This is a genomic window from Streptomyces cyaneochromogenes (genome assembly GCF_003963535.1).
In the GTDB taxonomy this organism is placed as follows: Bacteria; Actinomycetota; Actinomycetes; order Streptomycetales; family Streptomycetaceae; genus Streptomyces; species Streptomyces shaanxiensis.
Window position 1 is genome coordinate 1,150,454 of sequence record NZ_CP034539.1, and the last position, 18,744, is coordinate 1,169,197.

Here is an 18,744-nt window from a genome sequence, read left to right on the forward strand (position 1 = left end):
TTGCCTCGCGTCGACGACGGGGAATCAGAAGTCAATCGCCCTGAAGCGATTACGGTCAAGTACGATCAAGCTACGCACAGTTAACAGCAGATTAAGTCCCGCCCCTCGCGAAAGGGGCGGGACTCATGGTGCATATGAGGTCACTCCAACACAGGTTGCGGCGCCGGGCATCCCGTCGGTGTCACCCGGGAGGCCTCACGGATGAGCGCCTCATGAGCATCCTTGAGCCGTTTCGTGTCCGGTTTCAGTACGGCCCGGTCGTAGGTGAGGAAGCCGTTCAGCTCCCCCTCGACGTCCGAGATCTGGGTGTACACGGCGCCGTTGCCACCCCGGCAGACCAGGGCCCGCACCTCGGCGAGCCGGGCGAGGTGGTCGTCGGTGCAGGTCGCCGGGTCGACGTACGACATCTGCACCGGCCAGGCGTACCCGGGGACCGCGAGGCCCAGGCCGCCGTACTCGCCGCTGACCAGTGCCCGTTCACCGTCGGGGCGTGGCGGCAGGGCCGGGCTCGGACAGCCGTGCTCGTCCATGATGTCACCGGCGCCGCCGTCGGCCCCGAGGTCACGCCGACCTCGGCATCACCGCGCCTCAGCGCTCGCGGCGGTCGCCAGGAGAGCCTGGGCCTGTTCGCCGGCATGGCCGATGGGGTCCGCGAAGACGTTCAGGCCGTGGGCGACGAGCGCCCCTTCGTGAAGGAGCATGAGCGACCGGCCCAGGCGGTCCGCCCCGTCCGGGGCGACCTCCCGGGCGAGGTCGGTGAACAGGGCGAGCATCCACTGCTTCTGGCCGGTGATGATCGGGAAGGCGGGATGGGCCGGATCGCTGATCTCGGCGTGCGCGTTGACCATGCTGCACCCCTTGGAACCATGCTTCGCCGACCAGGCGCGCGAGGCGTCGAAGACGGCCTGGACGCGTGCGGCCTGCGCGGGCCGCGCATCGTCGAGGTACCGGGCGAGGAAGGCCCGCCAGCGTTCGTCACGATCCGCGAGGTACTCCACGACGATCTGCTCCTTGGAGCCGAACCGGTCATAGAGGGTCTTCTTCGTCACCCCGGCCTCGGCGGCGATCAGGTCCACCCCGACGGCATGGATGCCGCGCTCGTAGAACAGCCTCGCGGCGGCCTCCAGGGCGCGCCGCGCACCAGGCGTCATCGTGATCCGTCGCGGTGTCTCGGTAGTCCCCATGGCTAGCCAGTATACCGATCTGTATAGTGAGGAGGGTGGTATACCGATCTGTTTAGTTGAGGAGGGGCAAGCCGTGAACGTCCTGCTCTCGATCGCCTTCGTGCTGTGCTGGAGTTCCGGGTTCATCGGCGCCAAGCTCGGCGCGGGCAGCGCGTCCGCGGTCACCATCCTGATGTGGCGGTTCCTGCCGCTGGCCGTCGTCCTGATCGGCGTCGCCGTCGTCTCCAGAGCGTCGTGGCGCGGGCTCGCGGCGCGGGATGTGGCCCGGCAGGCAGCGATCGGCGTGCTGTCGCAGAGCGGCTACCTGCTCACCGTCTACTACGCGATCCAACTCGGCGTCTCCAGCGGCACCACAGCCCTGATCGACGGCGTCCAGCCCCTCGTCGCCGGAGCGCTCGCCGGACCGTTGCTGCGTCAGTACGTCTCGCGCAGACAGTGGCTGGGCCTGTGTCTGGGTGTGAGCGGTGTCGCCCTCGTCACCGTGGCCGACGCCGCGGCGGGTACGGGTGCGGCCTGGTGGGCCTACCTCGTCCCCTTCCTCGGCATGTTCGCGCTGGTGGCGGCCACGTTCGTGGAAAGCCGCTCGCGCACACAGGTCGCGCCCACGGTGGCGATGACCCTCCACTGCGCGACCAGCGCGGCCCTCTTCACGATCTTCGCCGTGAGTGCCGGAGCGGCGGGGCCGCCCGCCGAGTTGTCGTTCTGGACCGCGATCATCTGGCTCGTGGCCCTGTCGACCTTCGGTGGGTACGGGCTGTACTGGCTCATCCTGCGGCGCTCCGGGGTGACCAAGGTCAACACGCTCATGTTCCTCATGGCTCCGGTCACGGCGGTCTGGGGAGCCCTCATGTTCGGCGAACCCTTCGGCCCGCAGACCGCGCTCGGGCTGGCCGTCGGACTCGCGGCGGTCGCCATCGTCCATCGCGGCGACACCTCGGCTCGCCCCGCACCGGTCAATTGACGTCACCAGTCATCCAATTGACGGTGCATCAGTTGCGAAATCAAGTACAACTTTACGAGTTCTTGGTGTAGCTCGGCCCTCGACTACGTGAGCCTCGTGGGCACCACAAGGTGACTGCAACCCCAGTGAGCACAACGGGCGGCGTCACCCTTCCCCCACGTACGGCGAGAGGCAACAACCATGACGAGGAACCGCGTACTGCGGTACGGCGGACGCAGCCTGGTGCTGGCGGCGACGGCGTTCGGGATGATCGCGACGGCCGTGCCCGCTGTGGCCGAGGACCAGCCCACCACGGAGCAGATCATGGCCGACTGCGCGTCCGGCGAAGGCAAGTGCAGCTTCAACTCCCCGGAGATCGGCCAGGCCTACCTCGGTACACCCCGTCAGGTCTCGGAACTGCTCTTCAACTGCACCGCCTCGCCCGCCTCGCAGTCCATGTCGTGGGCCGACACCGTGGGCTCCTCCCACTCGGTGGGAGGCTCGGTGACCGTCGGTGGCGGCATCGAAGGGATCATCACCGCCAGCGTGACCGCGACGTACAACTACACGTGGCAGAGCTCGCACACGGAGACCAGTTCCTTCACCGTGAACGTACAGCCGGGAGAAGTGGGCTGGATCTCCCGCGCCCAGGTGATGCAGCGGATATCCGGCACGTGGCAGACCCACTACGACGACCCCAAGTGGGGCCACTACTACTGGTTCGTACCCGACGTGATCACCGGCCCCGCCCCGAACGGCACGGACGGAAAGCACAGCGCGGTCGTGGTCAAGTCCCGCAAGATGACGGCCGACGAGAAGAAGCTCTGCTCCACCGGCTCCACCCGGGGCGAGGTCTTCACCCGCGGCGGCTGACGAGGCGGCCCGCCGGCCAGGGCCTGTCGTGTGAAAGCGACAGGCCCTAGGACACCAGCTGTCCCTTCCCCAGCGCGATCACCCCGCCCTTGGAGACGGTGTACAGCTCGGAGTCCCGGTCCGGATTGACGCCGATCGTCGCGCCGGGCGGCACCTCGACGTTCTTGTCGAGCACGGCGCCCCGCACCACCGCGCCCCGCCCTATACGCACGTTGTCGTGCAGCACCGCCCCCTGCACCACCGCCCCCGGGTCGACCACCACCCCCGGCGAGAGCACGGACCGCGTCACCTGCCCGCGGATCAGGCACCCGGCGCTGATGATGGACTCGCTCGCCATGCCGCCCGCGTTGAAGCGGGCCGGGGAGAGCTGGTTGGAGTGGGTGTAGATGGGCCAGCTGCGGTTGAAGAGGTTGAAGGCGGGGCGCTCGGCGATCAGGTCCATGTGGGCGTCGTAGTACGCGTCCAGGGTGCCGACGTCCCGCCAGTAGCCCCGGTCGCGGTTGGTCTCGCCGGGGACGTGGTTGGCGCTGAAGTCGTACAGCTGGGCCTCGCCCCGGTCGGTGAGCTGGGGCAGGATCGAACCGCCCATGTCGTGCACGGAGTTGCGGTCCTCGGCGTCCCGCTGGAGGGCTTCGATGAGGGCCTTGGTGGTGAAGATGTAGTTGCCCATCGAGGCGTAGACGGTCTCCGGGTCGTCCGGGAGACCGGGCGGGTCGGCGGGCTTCTCCAGGAAGCGTTCCACCGTCTGGCCGTCCGAGCCGGGGCTGATCACGCCGAAGGACGAGGACTCGGCGCGCGGCACGCGTATGCCCGCCACCGTCACGCCTGCGCCGTTCTCGATGTGCTGGGCGAGCATCTGGCGCGGGTCCATGCGGTACACGTGGTCGGCGCCGAACACCGCGACGTACTCGGGGCGTTCGTCGTAGATCAGGTTCAGGGACTGCAGGATCGCGTCCGCGCTGCCCAGGTACCAGCGCGGGCCGAGCCGCTGCTGGGCGGGGACCGGGGTGACGTAGTTGCCGAGCAGGCTGGACATGCGCCACGTCGTGGTGATGTGCCGGTCCAAGGAGTGCGACTTGTACTGCGTGAGGACGCAGATGCGCAGGATGTCGGCGTTGACGAGGTTGGAGAGGACGAAGTCGACCAGGCGGTACGTTCCTCCGAAGGTGACCGCGGGTTTCGCACGGTCCGTGGTCAGGGGCATCAGGCGTTTGCCTTCTCCGCCCGCCAGTACGATTCCGAGCACCGAAGGTCCGCCACGACGCATGGCCGCTCCCCTCACCGTGGTTGATGCCAGCCTGCCCCTGTGCAGTGCGCGCTAAGCCTGTTTGAGGATCTCCCCGTAGAGCCGGGCCGTCCGCCTCGCCACCGCGTCCCAGCCGAACTCCCCCACGGCGCGCTCCCGTCCGGCCTCGCCCATCCGGCGGGCGGTCTCCGGGTCGCCGACGACCGAGTCCAGGGCCTGCGCGAGGCCGACCTCGAAGTCGTCGTCCAGCGGGACGAGCAGACCCGTCTTGCCGTCCTCGACGACCTCGGGGATGCCGCCGACCCGCGAGGCCACCACGGGAGTTCCGCAGGCCATCGCCTCCAGGTTGACGATGCCGAGGGGTTCGTACACCGAAGGGCAGACGAACACGGCGGCGTGTGTGAGGAGTTGGATCACCTCGGGGCGCGGCAGCATCTGCGGGATCCACAGCACGCCGTCGCGGACGCGGCTCAGCTCCTGGTAGAGGTCGCGGAACTCCTGGTCTATCTCGGGGGTGTCGGGCGCGCCCGCGCACAGCACGACCTGCACGGACGGGTCGATGTGCCGTACGGCGCGCAGCAGGTGGGGCACGCCCTTCTGGCGGGTGATGCGGCCGACGAACAGCACGTACGGGCGGTCGGCGTCGAGGCCGAACCGGGCGAGGGCGTCGGTGCGGTGGTCGGGCCGGTAGAGGGTGGTGTCGATGCCGTTGTGCACGACGTGGACGTCGGCCGGGTCCAGCGCCGGATAGCAGCTGAGGATGTCCTCGCGCATGGCTCCGGAGACGGCGATCACGGCGTCGGCGGCCTCGATCGCGGTGCGCTCGGCCCAGCCGGACAGGGCGTATCCGCCGCCGAGTTGCTCGGCCTTCCAGGGGCGCAGGGGCTCCAGGGAGTGGGCGGTCATCACGTGCGGGATGCCGTACAGGAGTTTGCCGAGGTGGCCCGCGAGGTTGGCGTACCAGGTGTGGGAGTGGACGAGTTCGCGGCCTTCGAGGCCGGCGGCCATGGCGAGGTCCACGGAGAAGGTGCGCAGCGCGTCGTTGGCGGTGTCGAGGGCGGACCATGGGCGGTGGCGCTGCACGCCCACCCCGCGGCCCTCGCCCCAGCAGTGCACCTCCAGGTCGACGAGGTCCCTCAACTCCCGGGCGAGGAACTCGACATGGACGCCCGCGCCGCCGTACACGTCCGGGGGGTACTCCCGGGTCAGCAGTCCCACTCGCACCCGGAACCCCCTGTTCTCAGCGGCTGGTTGCCCTTTCATGGTCACCCAGATGGGGCGCGTGGGGAAGAGCGCGGGGCTCGTGTGAAGCAACAGTCACCGCACACACCGCCGCCGGGCACCCGGTAGTAGAGGCAGCAGCTGCGGCGCCGGAACGCTGTTCCGGTGAGAGTGCCGGTGCCGGCCAGGAGGGGGTGGGTGAGGAGTTCCGCGGTCAGGGCGCGGGCCCGGGCGGCGGTGTCGGTACGGCCGCCCGCGCGCGCCCACTGGTCCAGTTGGCGGGCGGCGCCCGCGAGGGCGGACGCGGCGTTGCCCCACAGCAGGCCGGAGGCGACGCGGTACCGGTGGTGCAGGGCGGCGGTCAGGGGTTCCAGGTGGCCGTGCAGGACGACGTCCGCGATGCTCGCCGGGTCCGACGGCAGCGGGCGCACCTTGGTGAGCCACAGGTCGTCGGGGGCACTGCCGTCGGGGTCCCAGCGCAGCAGGCGCGCGTCGAGGTCGGGGATCCGGCCGTGGAGGGCGGCGCAGCCGAGCGTCACCGACCACAGGCGGGCCGCGAGTCCCTGCTGGGCCACGGACGCGGCGATCCGCAACTCGGGGGCGCGCAGGGCGTTCGCGACTTTCCGGACGCGGAAACCCAGGGGATCTCCCTGAGGGTCCGAGGAGGGTTCGGCGTACGCCTGCGCGAGGGTCGCAAGGGGCCGAAGTGCTTCTCCTGGTGTGCGTAGTACGAAGAAGCCGCCGAGCGGCCCGAGCGCGGCGAGATCGGGGTCGAGGTCCACGAAGAGCAGTAGTACCAAGGCCTGTCGGGGATCTCACCTGGGGGTCTCCGCCCGGGGTCACCCGACCAGAGGATGAGGCGGGCCTCCTAGTACTCCATCGGCAGTACGACACGGTCGGTGCTCTGGTACGACGACGGGAAGAGCTTTTCGAGGCATCGTGTTGATTATGAGAGCCGACCGTTCGCCGCGCCGGGGCTGCCGCCCCCGCCTCACGCAGAGGAGCAGCTCATGAGCGCCCTCGCGTTGTCCGTGCTCCTGTCGCTCATCTCCGCCGTCGCGTACGCGGGCGGGGCGATCGTCCAGGAGCGTGTCGCGGTGTCCTCCCCGGGGCAGCAGTTCGCGCCGATGCGCCGGCCGGGCTGGTGGGCGGCGGTCGCGCTGAACGGCCTCGGCGGTCTGCTGCACGTGGTGGCGCTGGCCTTCGGTCCGCTGAGCCTGGTGCAGCCGCTCGGTGCCCTGACGATCGTGTTCGCGCTGCCGATGGCGGCGCTCTTCGTGGGCCGCAAGGCCGGGTCGACGGCCTGGCGGGGCGCGATCATGGCGACCGTGGGTCTCGCCGGGCTGCTCTCCCTGGTCGGCTCCTCCGAGTCGCAGTCGCTGGCCACGGCGGAGCGGGCGGCGGTGGCGCTGGTGACCGGCGGCATCGTCGTGACGCTGATGGTCGCGGGCCGGGCGGCCCACCGGCACCCCGCGGTGCGCAGCATGCTGCTCGCGACGGGCTCCGGCATAGCCTTCGGCATGTCCTCGGTGTTCACGAAGATAGTCGCCGTCGACTGGAACGGCGGGGTGTCGGCCGCCGACATCCCATCGCTGGCCACGATAGGCGTCTTCGCCACGGCCGGTCTGCTGCTGTCCCAGGCCGCCTACCGGGGCGCGGGCCTGGCGGCGCCGCTGGCCACGCTGACGGTGGTGAACCCGGTGGTGGCGGCCGCGGTCGGCATCACGATGTTCGGCGAAACCTTCCGCTACGGCACCACCGGCACCGTGCTCGCCCTGGGCTGCGGCGTGGTGGCGGCGGGCGGCCTGATCCTGCTGACGACGGAGCGGATCGCGCGCACGGAGGCGGAGACCCCGCAGGCCCTGCCCGAGGCGGTGGCCCCGGTGGGCGCCGAGGAACTGCTCGCCGGCCTTCCGGAGCAGCGCGCGGCGATGCCGCCCGAGGAACTCCTCGTACCGGACCGGATCGACGGCATCCTCATCCCGGCCCCGGCTGCCGCGGAGGGCGTGTACGCAGACGGGGAGCCGACGCGCACCGACAGCGAGCCCGCGAACCTCTACGGCCCCTTCTACGGCGGCCCGTACGTCCCCATGCCACTCGTCGACCGGCATCGGATGCGCGTCAAATCCTGACGCCACCGGCCCGGAGGTAGGCGACCGGGTCGATGTCCGCACCGAAGCCGGGCCCCGTCCGCACCTCGAAGTGCAGATGCGGGCCCGTGCTGTTGCCCGTGGACCCCGAGCGGCCGATGCGCTGCCCGGCGCCCACCGACTGCCCGGCCTTCACGGAGATGGCCGAGAGGTGGGCGTACTGGGTGTAGCGGCCGTCGCCGTGCCGGATCACCACCTGGTAGCCGAAGGAGCCGCCCCACCCCGCGCTGACCACCTGACCCGCCCCGACGGACTTCACGGACGTGCCGGTCGGCACGGGGAAGTCGACGCCGGTGTGGTAGCCCTTCGACCAGGAGGAACCGGCCTTGCGGTACGGGGTGCCGGTGGCGGAGCCCACGGGGGCCACGAGTGAGCGACTGGTGGCCGTGGCCTGTTCGCCCCGGTCCGAAGCGGTTTTCCCGGACGACGACGAGGAGTTCTTCTCGGGCGAGGACTTGGGGGCGGACGTCGTACCGGTCGTCGTCCCGGTCGTCGTGGTGGCGGCCTTGCCGCGCAGCGCGAGCCGCTGCCCCGGCAGGATCAGGTCGGGGTCCGCTCCGATGGCCTTGCGGTTCGCGGCGTACAGCCCCCGCCAACCGCCCCTGACCTTCTGCGACTCGGCGATCTCCGACAGGGTGTCGCCGCGCACGACCGTGTACATCTCGGCGGTGCCCGCCCGTGACTGGGGCGTGCTCTGCGGCTGGACGTCCTGGACCGAGGTCTTCTTCGTGGTGCCGGCGGGGTGGATGTCCGGAGTGTCCCCGCCCCGGGTCAGCCCGGCCCGCACCGAGCATTCCGGCCAGGCTCCGGGCCCCTGCCCGTCCAGCACCTTCTCCGCGACGGCGATCTGCTGGTCCTTGGTGGCCAGATCCGCACGGGCCGCGTAGCGCGTACCGCCGTACGCCTCCCACGTCGACTGGGCGAACTGCAGACCGCCGTAGTAGCCGTTGCCCGTGTTGACGTGCCAGCGGCTGGTGGACTCGCACGCGGCGACCTTGTTCCAGGTGTCCATGTCGGCCGCCTGCGCGACGCCGGTGCCGATGAGGGGGAGCGCCATTCCGGCGCCGCCCGCGGTGACGGTGAGTGAGGCGCGGTTGATCCTGTTCGGCTGGTACCGGCGGTGCCGGCCGCGTGCGGCCATGTCGGAGCCCCCCATGGACATGCGTCAGGAGGGGCAAAAGTAAGCGCTGCGAACAGGCCATGACAAGACGGCAATTCAGCCGCTCGGTCACGCCAAGTGGCGAGGAATCGGCGTACGTTGCCCGTGCCCCCCGGATGACGCTCGGGGCGGGCTGAGTGCGGTGGGGCCTTCCGTGCGTATGTGCCAGCGACATCGCGCCACCCCGGATGTGCGGTCGGAGTACCAGCACGTCAGGATGGACGATGGGGCAATACTGGCGGGCATGACCGGCACCGCTGATATATCGAGGTCACTAGGAGCCAACGCATGAGCACTTCGGCGCAGATCGGCGTCACGGGTCTCGCGGTCATGGGCCGCAATCTCGCCCGGAACTTCGCCCGCAACGGCTACACGGTCGCGGTGCACAACCGGACGTCGGCGCGCACGCACGCGCTGGTGGAGGAGTTCGGGAGCGAGGGCGAGTTCATCGCGGCCGAGACCGCCAAGGAGTTCGTGGCGGCGCTGGAGCGGCCGCGGCGGCTGGTCATCATGGTGAAGGCCGGTGAGCCGACCGACGCGGTGATCCAGGAGTTCGCGCCGCTGCTGGAGCCCGGCGACATGATCATCGACGGCGGCAACGCGCACTTCGCCGACACCCGGCGCCGCGAGCGCGACCTGCGCGAGCAGGGCATCCACTTCGTCGGCATGGGTGTATCCGGCGGCGAGGAGGGCGCTCTGCTCGGGCCGAGCATCATGCCGGGCGGCCCGAAGGAGTCGTACGACTCGCTGGGCCCGATGCTGGAGAAGATCTCGGCGAAGGCGGCCGACGGGGCGCCCTGTGTGACGCACGTCGGTCCGGACGGTGCCGGGCACTTCGTGAAGATGGTGCACAACGGCATCGAGTACGCCGACATGCAGCTCATCGGCGAGGCGTACCAGCTGCTGCGGGATGTCGCCGGCTACGAGCCCGCGCAGATCGCGGAGATCTTCCGGACCTGGAACACGGGCCGGCTGGACTCCTACCTGATCGAGATCACCGCCGAGGTGCTGTCCCACGTGGACGCCGCGACGGGCAAGCCATTCGTGGACGTGGTGGTCGACCAGGCCGAGCAGAAGGGCACGGGACGCTGGACCGTGCAGATCGCGCTGGACCTGGGCGTGCCGGTGTCCGGCATCGCGGAGGCGGTCTTCGCCCGCTCCCTGTCCGGGCACGCGGCGCTGCGGGACGCCTCCCGCGGGCTGGCGGGACCGAAGGCGTCGCCGCTGGGCGAGGCGGAGGCGGCGGCGTTCGCCGACCGGGTCGAGCAGGCGCTGTACGCGTCGAAGATCGTGTCGTACACGCAGGGCTTCCACGAGATCGACGCCGCGCGCGCGGAGTACGACTGGGACATCGACCTGGGCGCCGTCTCCGCCATCTGGCGTGGCGGCTGCATCATCCGCGCGGCCTTCCTGGACCGCATCCGTGCCGCGTACGACGCCCGGGCCGATCTGCCGAGCCTGCTGTCGGACGAGACGTTCGCGCAGGAGATCGCGGATGCGCAGGACGACTGGCGTGAGGTGATCATCGCTGCGACCCGGCAGGGTGTGCCCACGCCCGGCTTCGCGGCGGCCCTCGCCTACTACGACGCGCTGCGTGCCGAGCGGTTGCCTGCGGCGCTCACGCAGGGGCAGCGGGACTTCTTCGGGGCGCACACGTACCGGCGGACCGACCGGGACGGGGCGTTCCACACGTTGTGGGGTGGGGATCGGTCCGAGGTTTCCGCCTAGGAGCTCGGGACGGTCGGCCGATCGCGGCCGCGTGCGTGTGGGGGCTGGTCGCGCCCACGCGGCGGAGCCGTATGTCGACACAGCCCCGCGCCCCTGAAAAGCAGGGCATTGCGGTGGGCGGCGTTCTGGGCCGCCCACCGCCTTCCGTTTCGGCTCAGGTCAGGGGTGGGCCCGGCTCCGGGTTCGGTACCGGCTCTGGTCCCGGTGGGATCGGGGACGGGTCCGGGCCGGGGACCGGGTGAGGCTCCGGCGGAGGGCCCGGGGGTGGCGGCGTGGGCTCCGGTGACGGCGGGGGCTCCGGGGTCGGGACGGGGGACGGCGGAGGCGGCTCGGGGTGCACGGGGTCCGGGCCCGGTGTCGGTCCCGGCGGGACGGGGTGCGGGTTCGTCATGGCGTCCTCCAGCCCATCGGTGCGCGTCGGCTCTGGACTACTCCCCCGCGTACCCGACGGCCGCGCCGCCAGTCACTCACCCGAGTCAATGCGGCGGTCCGGGTGGACCTACCGCGGCCGGGTCGCCTCCGCTGCCGCCGCCAGCCCCGGGCGTGGGCTGGACAGTACGGGCACCGGCGTCGTCGCCGACCGCTGAGCCCCGGCGATGGAGACCTGGGCGAGGACGATCGCGTCGGCGTCCGTGACCTCGTCCGCAGCGGCTGCCACCAGCCGGGCGCAACCGTCGACGTCCCCCGCGTCGAAGAGCTCCCACGCCCCCTCGACGAGACGCGTCCGCACCTCGACGGGCCGCCCCGCACGCCGGGCCTCGTCCTCGATCAAGGACGCCGTCGGGCCGAGGGTGCTCTCCATCGTGGCGAGGACGACGACACGCGCGCCCTCGGCCACGGCGGCCGCCGCCATCGGACGGTCGACACGCAGCACCGGCACCCCGGCCTCGGCGGCGGCCTCCTCCGCGACGGCGCCGATGGTCGAGCAGGTGCACAGCACGGCCCGCGCCCCGTCGGCGACGGCCTGGTGCAGGGCCTTGCGGACGTCGTCCGCGACCGCTTCGGTGCCTTCGCGGCGGGCCCGGCTCAACAGCTCCTCGTCGACGAAGTGCCGTAGTTCCAGGTCCGGGTGGTGCTCCTGGCGCAGGGCGTCGAAGACGGGGATGTGCAGGGGCGAGGTGTGCAGGAGGGCGAGCATCAGAACCGCCCGGGGTGGGCTCGCAGCCAGTCCTTCGCCGCTTCCAGCAGCTCGGGGTCGGCCGCCGGGGCCTCGTCGGGGTGGCGTTCGGCCCACTTGACGACGTACGGGCACAGCGGCGCGACGACGACTCCCTCGCGCGCCGCCATGCCGTACAGCTCGCGTGCGAGGGAGCCCGCGATGCCCTTCCCCTCGTGGGCCGATTCCACGATGGTGTGGACGGGGACGAGGGCGCGCGCCGGGGCTTCGAGGACGAAGTACTCGATGTGGCCGGTGACTTCGTCGCCCAGGAGGGCCTCCAGGCGGCCCGCCGCCCGGTCGTCGCGGATCTCTGTCTCGCTCATCGCACCCTCCTGGGCCTGGGCCGTCTTTGGTTGTCCGCTCGTGTGTCCGCTCGTGCGGGACCGAGCGCCGTCAGGCCACCGGCACGGCCTGCGGGCTGCGCGCCTGGTCGGAGCCCGGCACCGGCTCGGACGGGTCGGCGCCCAAGGACACGATGCGGTTGGCGCCGTCCACGTGCACGACCCGGGGCTCGAACGCCCGCGCCTCGGCGTCGGTCAGCTGAGCGTAGCTGATGATGATCACCAGGTCGCCGGGGTGGACGAGATGGGCGGCGGCACCGTTGATCCCGATGACCCCCGAGCCGCGCTCGCCCTCGATGACGTAGGTCTCCAGGCGGGCGCCGTTGGTGATGTCGACGATGTGGACGAGCTCGCCGGGCAGCAGGTCGGCGGCGTCGAGAAGATCCGCGTCGATGGTCACCGATCCCACGTAGTGCAGGTCGGCCTGGGTGACTGTGGCGCGGTGGATCTTGGACTTGAACATGGTACGCAGCATCGGGGCACTCCGGAGACTAGGCTCCCTGCCTGCGTTATTGCAGGTCAAGGGCTGTTGGCACACCGTACGGCCAGGCGTGTGGCCGATGCCAGCCTACGCAACAGGCTGGGAACATAGTCGTGACCATCGCCACAGCGAGGCCTCGAAGTGCCCCACCCTCGTCGACGGCCGAGCTTCCGTGGCGAACCTCATTCGTCACTCGTTTTTCAAGGAGCGGCGATTCGGCCATCCCCAGGGCGTCCGCGGGCCGCACCAACACCGCGTCCAGGCGTTCGAGCCCTTGCCGTGTCCGGGATCGCATACGTCCGGAATCGAGTGCGTTCGATTCTCGCGTCGGGTCGTTATGCCGTGCACCGCCGAGCCATCCAGGTGCGGCACCCGCCCCGAGGAGGGATCCCGGTGACAGTGACTGACGCCTCGACCAACAGCGCGGACACACCGCCCCCTCCGCCCCCGGCCACCATCAACTTCGAGGGCAAGTTCGGGAAGAACCCGCTGGCAGACGCCAGTTTCGGAGCCATGTGCCGGCGCCTTCCCGCCGTGCTCCGCCACACCGCCCGGATGGCCTGGGCCGTCGACAGGACCGGTGTCGTACTGCTCCTCGCCTGCCAGGCGCTGACCGGCGTCGCTGCCGCTGTCGTCCTGGCGTTCACGGCACAGGCGATGACCCACATCCTCGGCAACAGCACCGTGTCCGAACGTCTGGACGCGGCTCTTCCCGCTCTGGTCATCGTGACGGCAGCCGCAGCCGTCGGGCGCATCAGCAGCGCCCTGTCCTCCTACGCCGACGGTCGGATCACGCCCCTCCTGACGACCGAGGCGGACATCGCGCTCGTGACCGCCGTCTGCCGCGTCGAGTCGAGCGCGTACGGCGAGGACGGGTTCGCCGACCGACAGGAAGCCGCCGAGATCGGCGTGACCCGGACCCGGCTGATGGTGCAGGACGCCCAGCGGTACATGTCCGCCCTGATCCGCATGATCGCCGCGAGCGGCGTCATCGCCACGCTGCACCCGCTGATGCTGCCCCTGCTCCTGCTGGCCGTCCTCCCGGCCGGGGTCGGGGCCGTTCTGTCGGCGCGCGTCGACTACGAGACCCACTACCTCAACGTCGGTGACAGGAACGTCCGGTCGATGATGCGCTGGTGGGCCACCTACTCCCGCTTCGGCGACGAAGTCCGCGCCAACGGCATGACGGGCTATCTCACCTACTGGTACCGCGCCCTGTCCGACCGGATCGACCAGCGCACCCTGACCGCGGCCCCACGTATGCTCCGCATCACGCTGGCCACCAACGCCCTGGGCGGCATCTTCCTGCTGGGCACCTGGGCCACTCTCGCCTGGCTGGCCGGCACCGGCCGGGTCGCCCTGCCCGTCGCGGCCACCGCCGTGGTCGCCGTCCAGAGCACACTGGCCGCGCTCTCCCAGTTCGTCATCCACGGCGCCGCCCTGTTCCACACCTCGCTCTACCTGGCCGACATGCGCTCCTTCCTCGACATGGCCAGTGAACGCGCTCCCCAGCGCGGCGAATTGACCATCTCCGAACGCGTGGATGAAATCCGCCTCGACGAGGTCGCGTACCAGTACCCCGGCAAGGAGGAACCGGCCGTCGCAGGCGTCTCGCTCACCCTGCGCCGCGGTGAGATCCTCGCCGTCGTCGGCGAGAACGGCTCCGGCAAGTCGACCCTGGCCAAACTCATCACCGGCATCCTGCTCGCCGACAAAGGCCGCGTCCTGTGGGACGGCACCGACCTCGCCCACGCCGATCCCGACGCCGTGTGGAAACGCACCGCGCTGGTCCCCCAGAACTTCGCCTGCTGGCCCCTGCGCGCACGCGAGAACATCACCCTGGGGCAGCCACGGACATACGACGACGCACCGGTGTGGGACGTCGTCGACGCCGTCGGTATGCGCGAGGCGATCGAGAAACTGCCCCAGGGACTGGACACTCTCCTCGCCAAGGAACTGTGGGGCGGGGCCGAGTTGTCGGGCGGGCAGTGGCAACGCCTGGTGTGCGGCCGCGCGCTCTACCGGCAGACCCCGCTGCTGATCCTGGACGAGCCGACCTCACAGATGGACGCCCGCGGTGAACACGCCATTTTCCTGGAGATCAAGCGGATCGCCGCCGAGCGCATGACGATCGTCGTCACCCACCAGCTCGAGAACACCAAGCTCGCCGACCGCATCCTGGTGATGGACAAGGGCCGCGTCATCGAACAGGGCACGTACGACGAGCTGGCCGCCGGCGGGGGGCTGTTCGCGGAGCTCGTTGCCCTGGCCCAGGACCGGTGACGCCCGGGCACGAGCGTGAGCCGATCACGCCGAGTGCTGGAAGGACGAGTAGGTGAGATAGCCGTCGTCTCCGCCCTGGAAGTACGTGGACTCGTCGGCGGGAGCGATCGGAAGACCGGTGCGCAGCCGCTCCACCAGGTCGGGGTTGGCGAGAAAAGCGCGCCCGAAGCTGATGAGGTCGGCGCCCAGGTCCAGCCAGTGGTCGGCGTCGGTGCGGCCGGTCTGCTTGGGGCCCAGTGGCAGCACCGGGTTCATGACGAGGGTGCCGGGCCAGGTCCGGCGTAGACCGAGAAGGGTCTCTTCGTCCGTGGTGGCCTCCAGATGGACATAGGCCAGGCCGAGACGGGACAGCTCGGTCAGGAGCGCGGTGTAGAGCTCGGCGACGTCGGTCTCCTCTATGCCCCAGAAGGGGCCGCCGGGAGAGAGCCGGATCCCGGTCCGCTCCGCGCCGATGGCCTCGGCGGTGGCGGTGGCCGCTTCGACGGCGAAGCGGATCCGGTTGGTCACCGAGCCTCCGTAGCGGTCCGTGCGCAGGTTGGCGTTGGAGGAGAGGAACTGCGAGATCAAGTAGCCGTTGGCGCCGTGGAGTTCCACCCCGTCGAATCCGGCGTCGACGGCCCGGCGCGCGGCGTCCGCGTACGACTGGGCGTGCTCGGGCACCTCGGCGGTGTCCAGGGCGCGGGGAGTCGGCGCGGGCTGCGGGCCGTTGGGGGTGAACACCTCGCCGACGGCCTGGACGGCCGAGGGCCCGACGGGCCGCAGCCCGGTGGTGTCGGGGTGCGAGACACGACCGCCGTGCATGATCTGGGCGAAGATCCTGCCGCCGTTGGTGTGCACCGCATCGGTCACCGGGCGCCATGCGGCCACCTGCTCGTCGGTGTACAGCCCCGGAGTGCCGGGGTTGGACTGGCCGATCAGGCTCGGCTGCACGCCCTCGGTGACGATCAGCCCGGCCGTGGCCCGCTGGGCGTAGTAGCGCGCCATCGACGGCGTCGCCAGACCGCCCGCGGCGGCCCGTACCCGCGTCATCGGCGCCATCACCACGCGGTTGGGCAACGCCAGTTCGCCCAGGCGGTAACCAGTGAAAAGGGTCGTCACGTCATGTCTCCTTCGCGCTCCGTCGTGCCCGGATCCCGGGCACGACGGTTACGCTAAAACCTGACACTGACGTCAGAGGCAAGGGTTGTGCGCCAGATCACCACGGGGAGGGCGGCATGCGTATCGGCGAACTCGCGGCACGGGCTGGAGTCAGCGTCCGGTCCCTGCGCTACTACGAGGAACAGGGCCTGCTCACGAGCACCCGCAGCGCGAGCGGGCAGCGGCACTACACGGAGGCCCACGTCGAACGGGTCACGTTCCTCCAGCGGATGTACGCCGCGGGCCTGTCCAGCCGGACCATCGCCGAACTGTTGCCGTGCGTCGACTCACCCAGCGAGGCCACGTCCGACGCCGCGCTGGACCGGATGGCCGAGGAGCGGGAACGGCTCTCCGAGCACATCGAGGACCTCATACGCACCCGGGAGGCGCTCGACCGGCTGATGGCCACGAATCGGGCGCACCGCGCGAGTCTGAGGTCGACGGTGCCGGGGTGACCCGGCCACGCTCCCGCCCTGAGCCTCCGCCGCACCCGGTCAGCCGACGGGCGGCATGTCGGTGGGGCTGGAGTCGAGTCCGGGCCGTTTGCCCGCCCAGGCACCGCGGGTGAAGTCCGGGATCTCGACCGGGCGACCGTTCCTCGCCAGGGACGCGGCGCTCAGCGGGACCGCGGCGCACCAGGCCGCCGAGTCGTACACGTCGATGTCGGGGACCAGGCCGGCGCGCATCAACTGGACGGTGCGCCACTGCAGGACGTAGTCCATGCCGCCGTGACCGCCGTTGTTCGCGGCGTCGTCGCCGACCTTCCGCCACAGCCAGTGGTCGAACTCCTTGCGGTAGTCGGCGAAGTCGCGCCAGATGTGGCCGCCGTGGTCCGGTTCCAGGTAGACGCGTGCGCCGGTCGGGGCGGGGCCGGTGTAGTCCTCGACGATTCCGCGGCTGCCGGCGAGGGAGTTGATCCTGCTGTACGGCCTCGGGGAACTCACCTCGTGCTCGGCCCGGATGACCCTGCCCTTCTCGGTCTCGATGAGGCAGGTGACCAGGTCGCCGTTGATGTACGTCTCCTTCCAGGACGGGTGGTCCCGGGGGATGAAGCGTTCGCGGTAGTCGGCCAGCCCCTTCGGTGCGGTCGCGGTGGCGGACAGGGTGGTCAGCCGGTCGCCGCGGTTGATGTCCATGGCCGCCGCGATGGGGGCCAGCCCGTGCATGGGGTAGAGGGACGCGGTGCTGCGGGTGTGCCACAGCCGCCGCCAGGAGTCGGTGTAGTAGGTGTCGGAGAAGAGGAGTTCACGCAGGTCGTGGAGGTAGCCGCCATGGCCGTTGGTGATGTCTCCGAACAGACCGGCGTGCGCCATCCTCAGCATGGCCAGTTCGTTGCGCCCGTAGCTGCAGTTCTCGGCGAGGAGCAGGTGCCTGCGGGTGCGTTCGGAGGTGTCGACCAGGTCCCACAGCTGGCGCAGTTCCGTTGCGACCGGGAGTTCCACCACGGCGTGTCTGCCGCTCAGCAGCGCGGCTCGGCCGTGCTCGTGGTGGAACTCCCAGGGTGTCGCGACATACACGAGGTCGATGTCGTCGCGCCGGAGCATCCGGGCGTAGGAGTCGGTTGATCCGCCGTACTCGGCGGGTCGGGGCTCGCCCTTGCTCACCAGCCGGTCGGCGGCGCTCCGCGCGCGGTCGGCGCGGATGTCGCAGACGGCGGTCACGGTGCAGCCGGGCACGGCCGCCCAGCCCATGACCATGCCTCCGCCACGGTTTCCCAGGCCGATGACACCGACGCGGACGGTTCTGTGGACCTCGAACGGCACGCCGATCATCGACTTCTGCCCCGGGCGACGGCGGGGCGCCTGCGCGGTCGCGGCGGACGCGGCCGGGGCGGACGCGGTCATACCGGCCGCGAGCGCGCCGGTGGCGACGGCTCCGCCAAGGAGCAGTCGGCGTGAGACAGCGGGTGTTTCGGACATGGCGGCAACACTCCTCGGTGAGGTGGCTTGCATCACTGCCGGGGCACTGTCGGGACTGCGGGGACTGTCGGGGCATGACTCTCCGGGGTCCGACGGCGCATGTCAATACGTGCTCGATAGAAGGTAGTTCCGAGCAGAATCAAGCATCAGTGGGGCTCGGTGGGGGCGTTACGGCCCGCCCCGTTCGACAAGCCGTCCAGCATCCACGGATTCACAGAGCGCGCCGGGAAGGAAACGTGAGAGAGACGACCAGGAGCACCGCATCCGGATGCGCCGCGCCGTCCGCGAGGCCCGCGCGGTCGCCCGGGTGCCGCGCCCCCCATGTGATCGGGGTCCACGACCTGGTCGAGTCCGAGGACCGGCTGTGGATCGTCATGGAACTCGTCGAGGACCCCTCGCCGGCCGACCGGATCACCGAGACCGGGCCGCTCACACCGCGCCACACCGCCGCTCTCGGTCGGCAACTGCTCGACGCGCTGGAGGCCGTGCACGCGGCCGGCACCCTGCACCGCGACGTCAAACCCGCCAACGTCCTGCTGCGCCCCGACGGCAACGCCGTCCTCACCGACTTCGGCATCACGGCCCTGGACGACGGCGAGTCCCTGACCACACCGGCGAACTGGTCGGCTCCCTCGAGTACATGGCGCCCGAGCGGGTGATGGGCTCGCAGACCGGTCCGTCCTCCGACCTGTGGTCGCTGGGCGCGACCCTCGCCACACCCAGCGGCGGACATTCCCCGTTCCGCAGGCCGGCGCGGCCCGCGAAGCTGCACGCGGTGGCGTACGAGGAACCCGTCCTGACGGACCGCCGGTGACCGGAGTGCCCTCAGGGGCCATCAGGAGCTAATGAACGACTTCGCCGGTCTCTGCTCCCAGGACAACGGGGGCGCGCTCACCGTGCGAGTGAGCGTGACGCACCAGCGT

18 protein-coding genes and 1 pseudogene are annotated in these 18,744 nt (G+C 70.7%); 8 read left to right on the forward strand and 11 right to left on the reverse strand.

Going from position 1 to position 18,744, the window contains the following annotated elements; all coding sequences use genetic code 11:
- Nucleotides 1-140 precede the first annotated feature (140 nt).
- Both EJ357_RS04910 and EJ357_RS04915 read right to left on the reverse strand, forming a co-directional pair.
- Nucleotides 141-563, reverse strand: a pseudogene (locus EJ357_RS04910) (glycoside hydrolase family 2); the annotation flags it as partial.
- 15 nt (nt 564-578) lie between these two features.
- Nucleotides 579-1,184 carry a TetR/AcrR family transcriptional regulator gene (locus EJ357_RS04915; RefSeq protein ID WP_126388974.1) on the reverse strand — a complete coding sequence of 202 codons (606 nt, stop codon included), beginning with the start codon at nt 1,182-1,184 and terminating at the stop codon, nt 579-581.
- Between the two features lie 73 nt (nt 1,185-1,257).
- Here EJ357_RS04915 and EJ357_RS04920 point away from each other — a divergent pair, with 73 nt between their 5' ends.
- Nucleotides 1,258-2,145: a DMT family transporter gene (locus tag EJ357_RS04920; RefSeq protein WP_126388976.1), complete on the forward strand. Its 888-nt coding sequence runs from the start codon at nt 1,258-1,260 to the stop codon at nt 2,143-2,145.
- A 180-nt stretch (nt 2,146-2,325) separates the two neighbouring features.
- A complete protein-coding gene (locus EJ357_RS04925) occupies nt 2,326-2,997 on the forward strand; it encodes a hypothetical protein (RefSeq protein ID WP_126388978.1) in 672 nt (223 codons plus the stop codon).
- Nucleotides 2,998-3,043: 46 nt separating this feature from the next.
- On the opposite strand, the gene glgC is transcribed toward EJ357_RS04925, so the two are convergent.
- From glgC to EJ357_RS04940, 3 genes are read right to left on the reverse strand one after another with little or no spacing between them, the layout of a single operon-like run.
- The gene (glgC, locus tag EJ357_RS04930) at nt 3,044-4,264 is read right to left on the reverse strand and encodes a glucose-1-phosphate adenylyltransferase (RefSeq protein WP_126388980.1); all 1,221 of its coding nucleotides are present in this window, start codon (nt 4,262-4,264) and stop codon (nt 3,044-3,046) included.
- A 51-nt stretch (nt 4,265-4,315) separates the two neighbouring features.
- Nucleotides 4,316-5,467: a glycogen synthase gene (glgA, locus tag EJ357_RS04935; RefSeq protein WP_126388982.1), complete on the reverse strand. Its 1,152-nt coding sequence runs from the start codon at nt 5,465-5,467 to the stop codon at nt 4,316-4,318.
- Nucleotides 5,468-5,508: 41 nt separating this feature from the next.
- Entirely contained in the window at nt 5,509-6,246 is a 738-nt protein-coding gene (locus EJ357_RS04940) for a (2Fe-2S)-binding protein (RefSeq protein ID WP_228472970.1), read from the reverse strand.
- Nucleotides 6,247-6,474: 228 nt separating this feature from the next.
- Here EJ357_RS04940 and EJ357_RS04945 point away from each other — a divergent pair, with 228 nt between their 5' ends.
- Nucleotides 6,475-7,596 (forward strand): DMT family transporter, encoded by a 1,122-nt coding sequence (locus tag EJ357_RS04945; RefSeq protein ID WP_175647313.1) that lies wholly within the window; start codon nt 6,475-6,477, stop codon nt 7,594-7,596.
- Here the strand turns inward: EJ357_RS04945 and EJ357_RS04950 are convergent.
- A complete protein-coding gene (locus EJ357_RS04950) occupies nt 7,586-8,755 on the reverse strand; it encodes a transglycosylase family protein (RefSeq protein WP_126388988.1) in 1,170 nt (389 codons plus the stop codon). The genes EJ357_RS04945 and EJ357_RS04950 overlap by 11 nt on opposite strands.
- Before the next feature lie 306 nt (nt 8,756-9,061).
- On the opposite strand from EJ357_RS04950, the gene gndA reads away from it, so the two are divergent.
- Nucleotides 9,062-10,501 (forward strand): NADP-dependent phosphogluconate dehydrogenase, encoded by a 1,440-nt coding sequence (gene gndA, locus EJ357_RS04955; protein WP_126388990.1) that lies wholly within the window; start codon nt 9,062-9,064, stop codon nt 10,499-10,501.
- A gap of 499 nt (nt 10,502-11,000) precedes the next feature.
- Here the strand turns inward: gndA and EJ357_RS04965 are convergent, their stop codons facing one another.
- The 3 genes from EJ357_RS04965 to panD all read right to left on the reverse strand — a co-directional run bounded on the left by EJ357_RS04965 (nt 11,001) and on the right by panD (nt 12,476).
- The gene (locus EJ357_RS04965) at nt 11,001-11,639 is read right to left on the reverse strand and encodes an aspartate/glutamate racemase family protein (protein ID WP_126388994.1); all 639 of its coding nucleotides are present in this window, start codon (nt 11,637-11,639) and stop codon (nt 11,001-11,003) included.
- Complete coding sequence (locus EJ357_RS04970; RefSeq protein ID WP_126388996.1) at nt 11,639-11,983, reverse strand: GNAT family N-acetyltransferase; 345 nt, start codon at nt 11,981-11,983, stop codon at nt 11,639-11,641. Before EJ357_RS04970 ends, EJ357_RS04965 begins: the two co-directional genes overlap by 1 nt.
- A gap of 70 nt (nt 11,984-12,053) precedes the next feature.
- Entirely contained in the window at nt 12,054-12,476 is a 423-nt protein-coding gene (panD, locus tag EJ357_RS04975; RefSeq protein WP_126388998.1) for an aspartate 1-decarboxylase, read from the reverse strand.
- Between the two features lie 405 nt (nt 12,477-12,881).
- Between panD and EJ357_RS04980 the strand changes: the two genes are divergently transcribed.
- A complete protein-coding gene (locus EJ357_RS04980) occupies nt 12,882-14,765 on the forward strand; it encodes an ATP-binding cassette domain-containing protein (protein ID WP_126399201.1) in 1,884 nt (627 codons plus the stop codon).
- 24 nt (nt 14,766-14,789) lie between these two features.
- Here EJ357_RS04980 and EJ357_RS04985 read toward each other — a convergent pair whose 3' ends face one another.
- Complete coding sequence (locus EJ357_RS04985) at nt 14,790-15,863, reverse strand: alkene reductase (protein ID WP_126389000.1); 1,074 nt, start codon at nt 15,861-15,863, stop codon at nt 14,790-14,792.
- A gap of 116 nt (nt 15,864-15,979) precedes the next feature.
- Between EJ357_RS04985 and EJ357_RS04990 the strand changes: the two genes are divergently transcribed.
- On the forward strand, nt 15,980-16,357 hold the full coding sequence (locus EJ357_RS04990; RefSeq protein ID WP_126389002.1) for a MerR family transcriptional regulator: 378 nt from the start codon (nt 15,980-15,982) through the stop codon (nt 16,355-16,357).
- Nucleotides 16,358-16,396: 39 nt separating this feature from the next.
- Here the strand turns inward: EJ357_RS04990 and EJ357_RS04995 are convergent, their stop codons facing one another.
- The gene (locus EJ357_RS04995) at nt 16,397-17,821 is read right to left on the reverse strand and encodes a Gfo/Idh/MocA family protein (RefSeq protein WP_126389004.1); all 1,425 of its coding nucleotides are present in this window, start codon (nt 17,819-17,821) and stop codon (nt 16,397-16,399) included.
- A 74-nt stretch (nt 17,822-17,895) separates the two neighbouring features.
- On the opposite strand from EJ357_RS04995, the gene EJ357_RS50685 reads away from it, so the two are divergent.
- Together EJ357_RS50685 and EJ357_RS50155 are read left to right on the forward strand one after the other, a co-directional pair.
- Nucleotides 17,896-18,480: a protein kinase domain-containing protein gene (locus tag EJ357_RS50685; RefSeq protein ID WP_126389006.1), complete on the forward strand. Its 585-nt coding sequence runs from the start codon at nt 17,896-17,898 to the stop codon at nt 18,478-18,480.
- Complete coding sequence (locus tag EJ357_RS50155; protein ID WP_126389008.1) at nt 18,462-18,635, forward strand: hypothetical protein; 174 nt, start codon at nt 18,462-18,464, stop codon at nt 18,633-18,635. The genes EJ357_RS50685 and EJ357_RS50155 overlap by 19 nt, the downstream gene beginning before the upstream one ends.
- Nucleotides 18,636-18,744 lie beyond the last annotated feature (109 nt).

Bases quoted from the DNA above. Each gene is read 5' to 3' on its own strand.
- EJ357_RS50685 (WP_126389006.1), top strand. From the start codon at position 17,896: ATGACTCTCCGGGGTCCGACGGCGCATGTCAATACGTGCTCGATAGAA.
- EJ357_RS04950 (WP_126388988.1), bottom strand. From the start codon at position 8,755: ATGGCCGCACGCGGCCGGCACCGCCGGTACCAGCCGAACAGGATCAAC.
- EJ357_RS04945 (WP_175647313.1), top strand. From the start codon at position 6,475: ATGAGCGCCCTCGCGTTGTCCGTGCTCCTGTCGCTCATCTCCGCCGTC.
- EJ357_RS04995 (WP_126389004.1), bottom strand. From the start codon at position 17,821: ATGTCCGAAACACCCGCTGTCTCACGCCGACTGCTCCTTGGCGGAGCC.
- panD (WP_126388998.1), bottom strand. From the start codon at position 12,476: ATGCTGCGTACCATGTTCAAGTCCAAGATCCACCGCGCCACAGTCACC.
- EJ357_RS04990 (WP_126389002.1), top strand. From the start codon at position 15,980: ATGCGTATCGGCGAACTCGCGGCACGGGCTGGAGTCAGCGTCCGGTCC.
- EJ357_RS04970 (WP_126388996.1), bottom strand. From the start codon at position 11,983: ATGAGCGAGACAGAGATCCGCGACGACCGGGCGGCGGGCCGCCTGGAG.
- EJ357_RS04915 (WP_126388974.1), bottom strand. From the start codon at position 1,184: ATGGGGACTACCGAGACACCGCGACGGATCACGATGACGCCTGGTGCG.
- gndA (WP_126388990.1), top strand. From the start codon at position 9,062: ATGAGCACTTCGGCGCAGATCGGCGTCACGGGTCTCGCGGTCATGGGC.
- glgC (WP_126388980.1), bottom strand. From the start codon at position 4,264: ATGCGTCGTGGCGGACCTTCGGTGCTCGGAATCGTACTGGCGGGCGGA.
- EJ357_RS04925 (WP_126388978.1), top strand. From the start codon at position 2,326: ATGACGAGGAACCGCGTACTGCGGTACGGCGGACGCAGCCTGGTGCTG.
- EJ357_RS04965 (WP_126388994.1), bottom strand. From the start codon at position 11,639: ATGCTCGCCCTCCTGCACACCTCGCCCCTGCACATCCCCGTCTTCGAC.
- EJ357_RS50155 (WP_126389008.1), top strand. From the start codon at position 18,462: ATGGCGCCCGAGCGGGTGATGGGCTCGCAGACCGGTCCGTCCTCCGAC.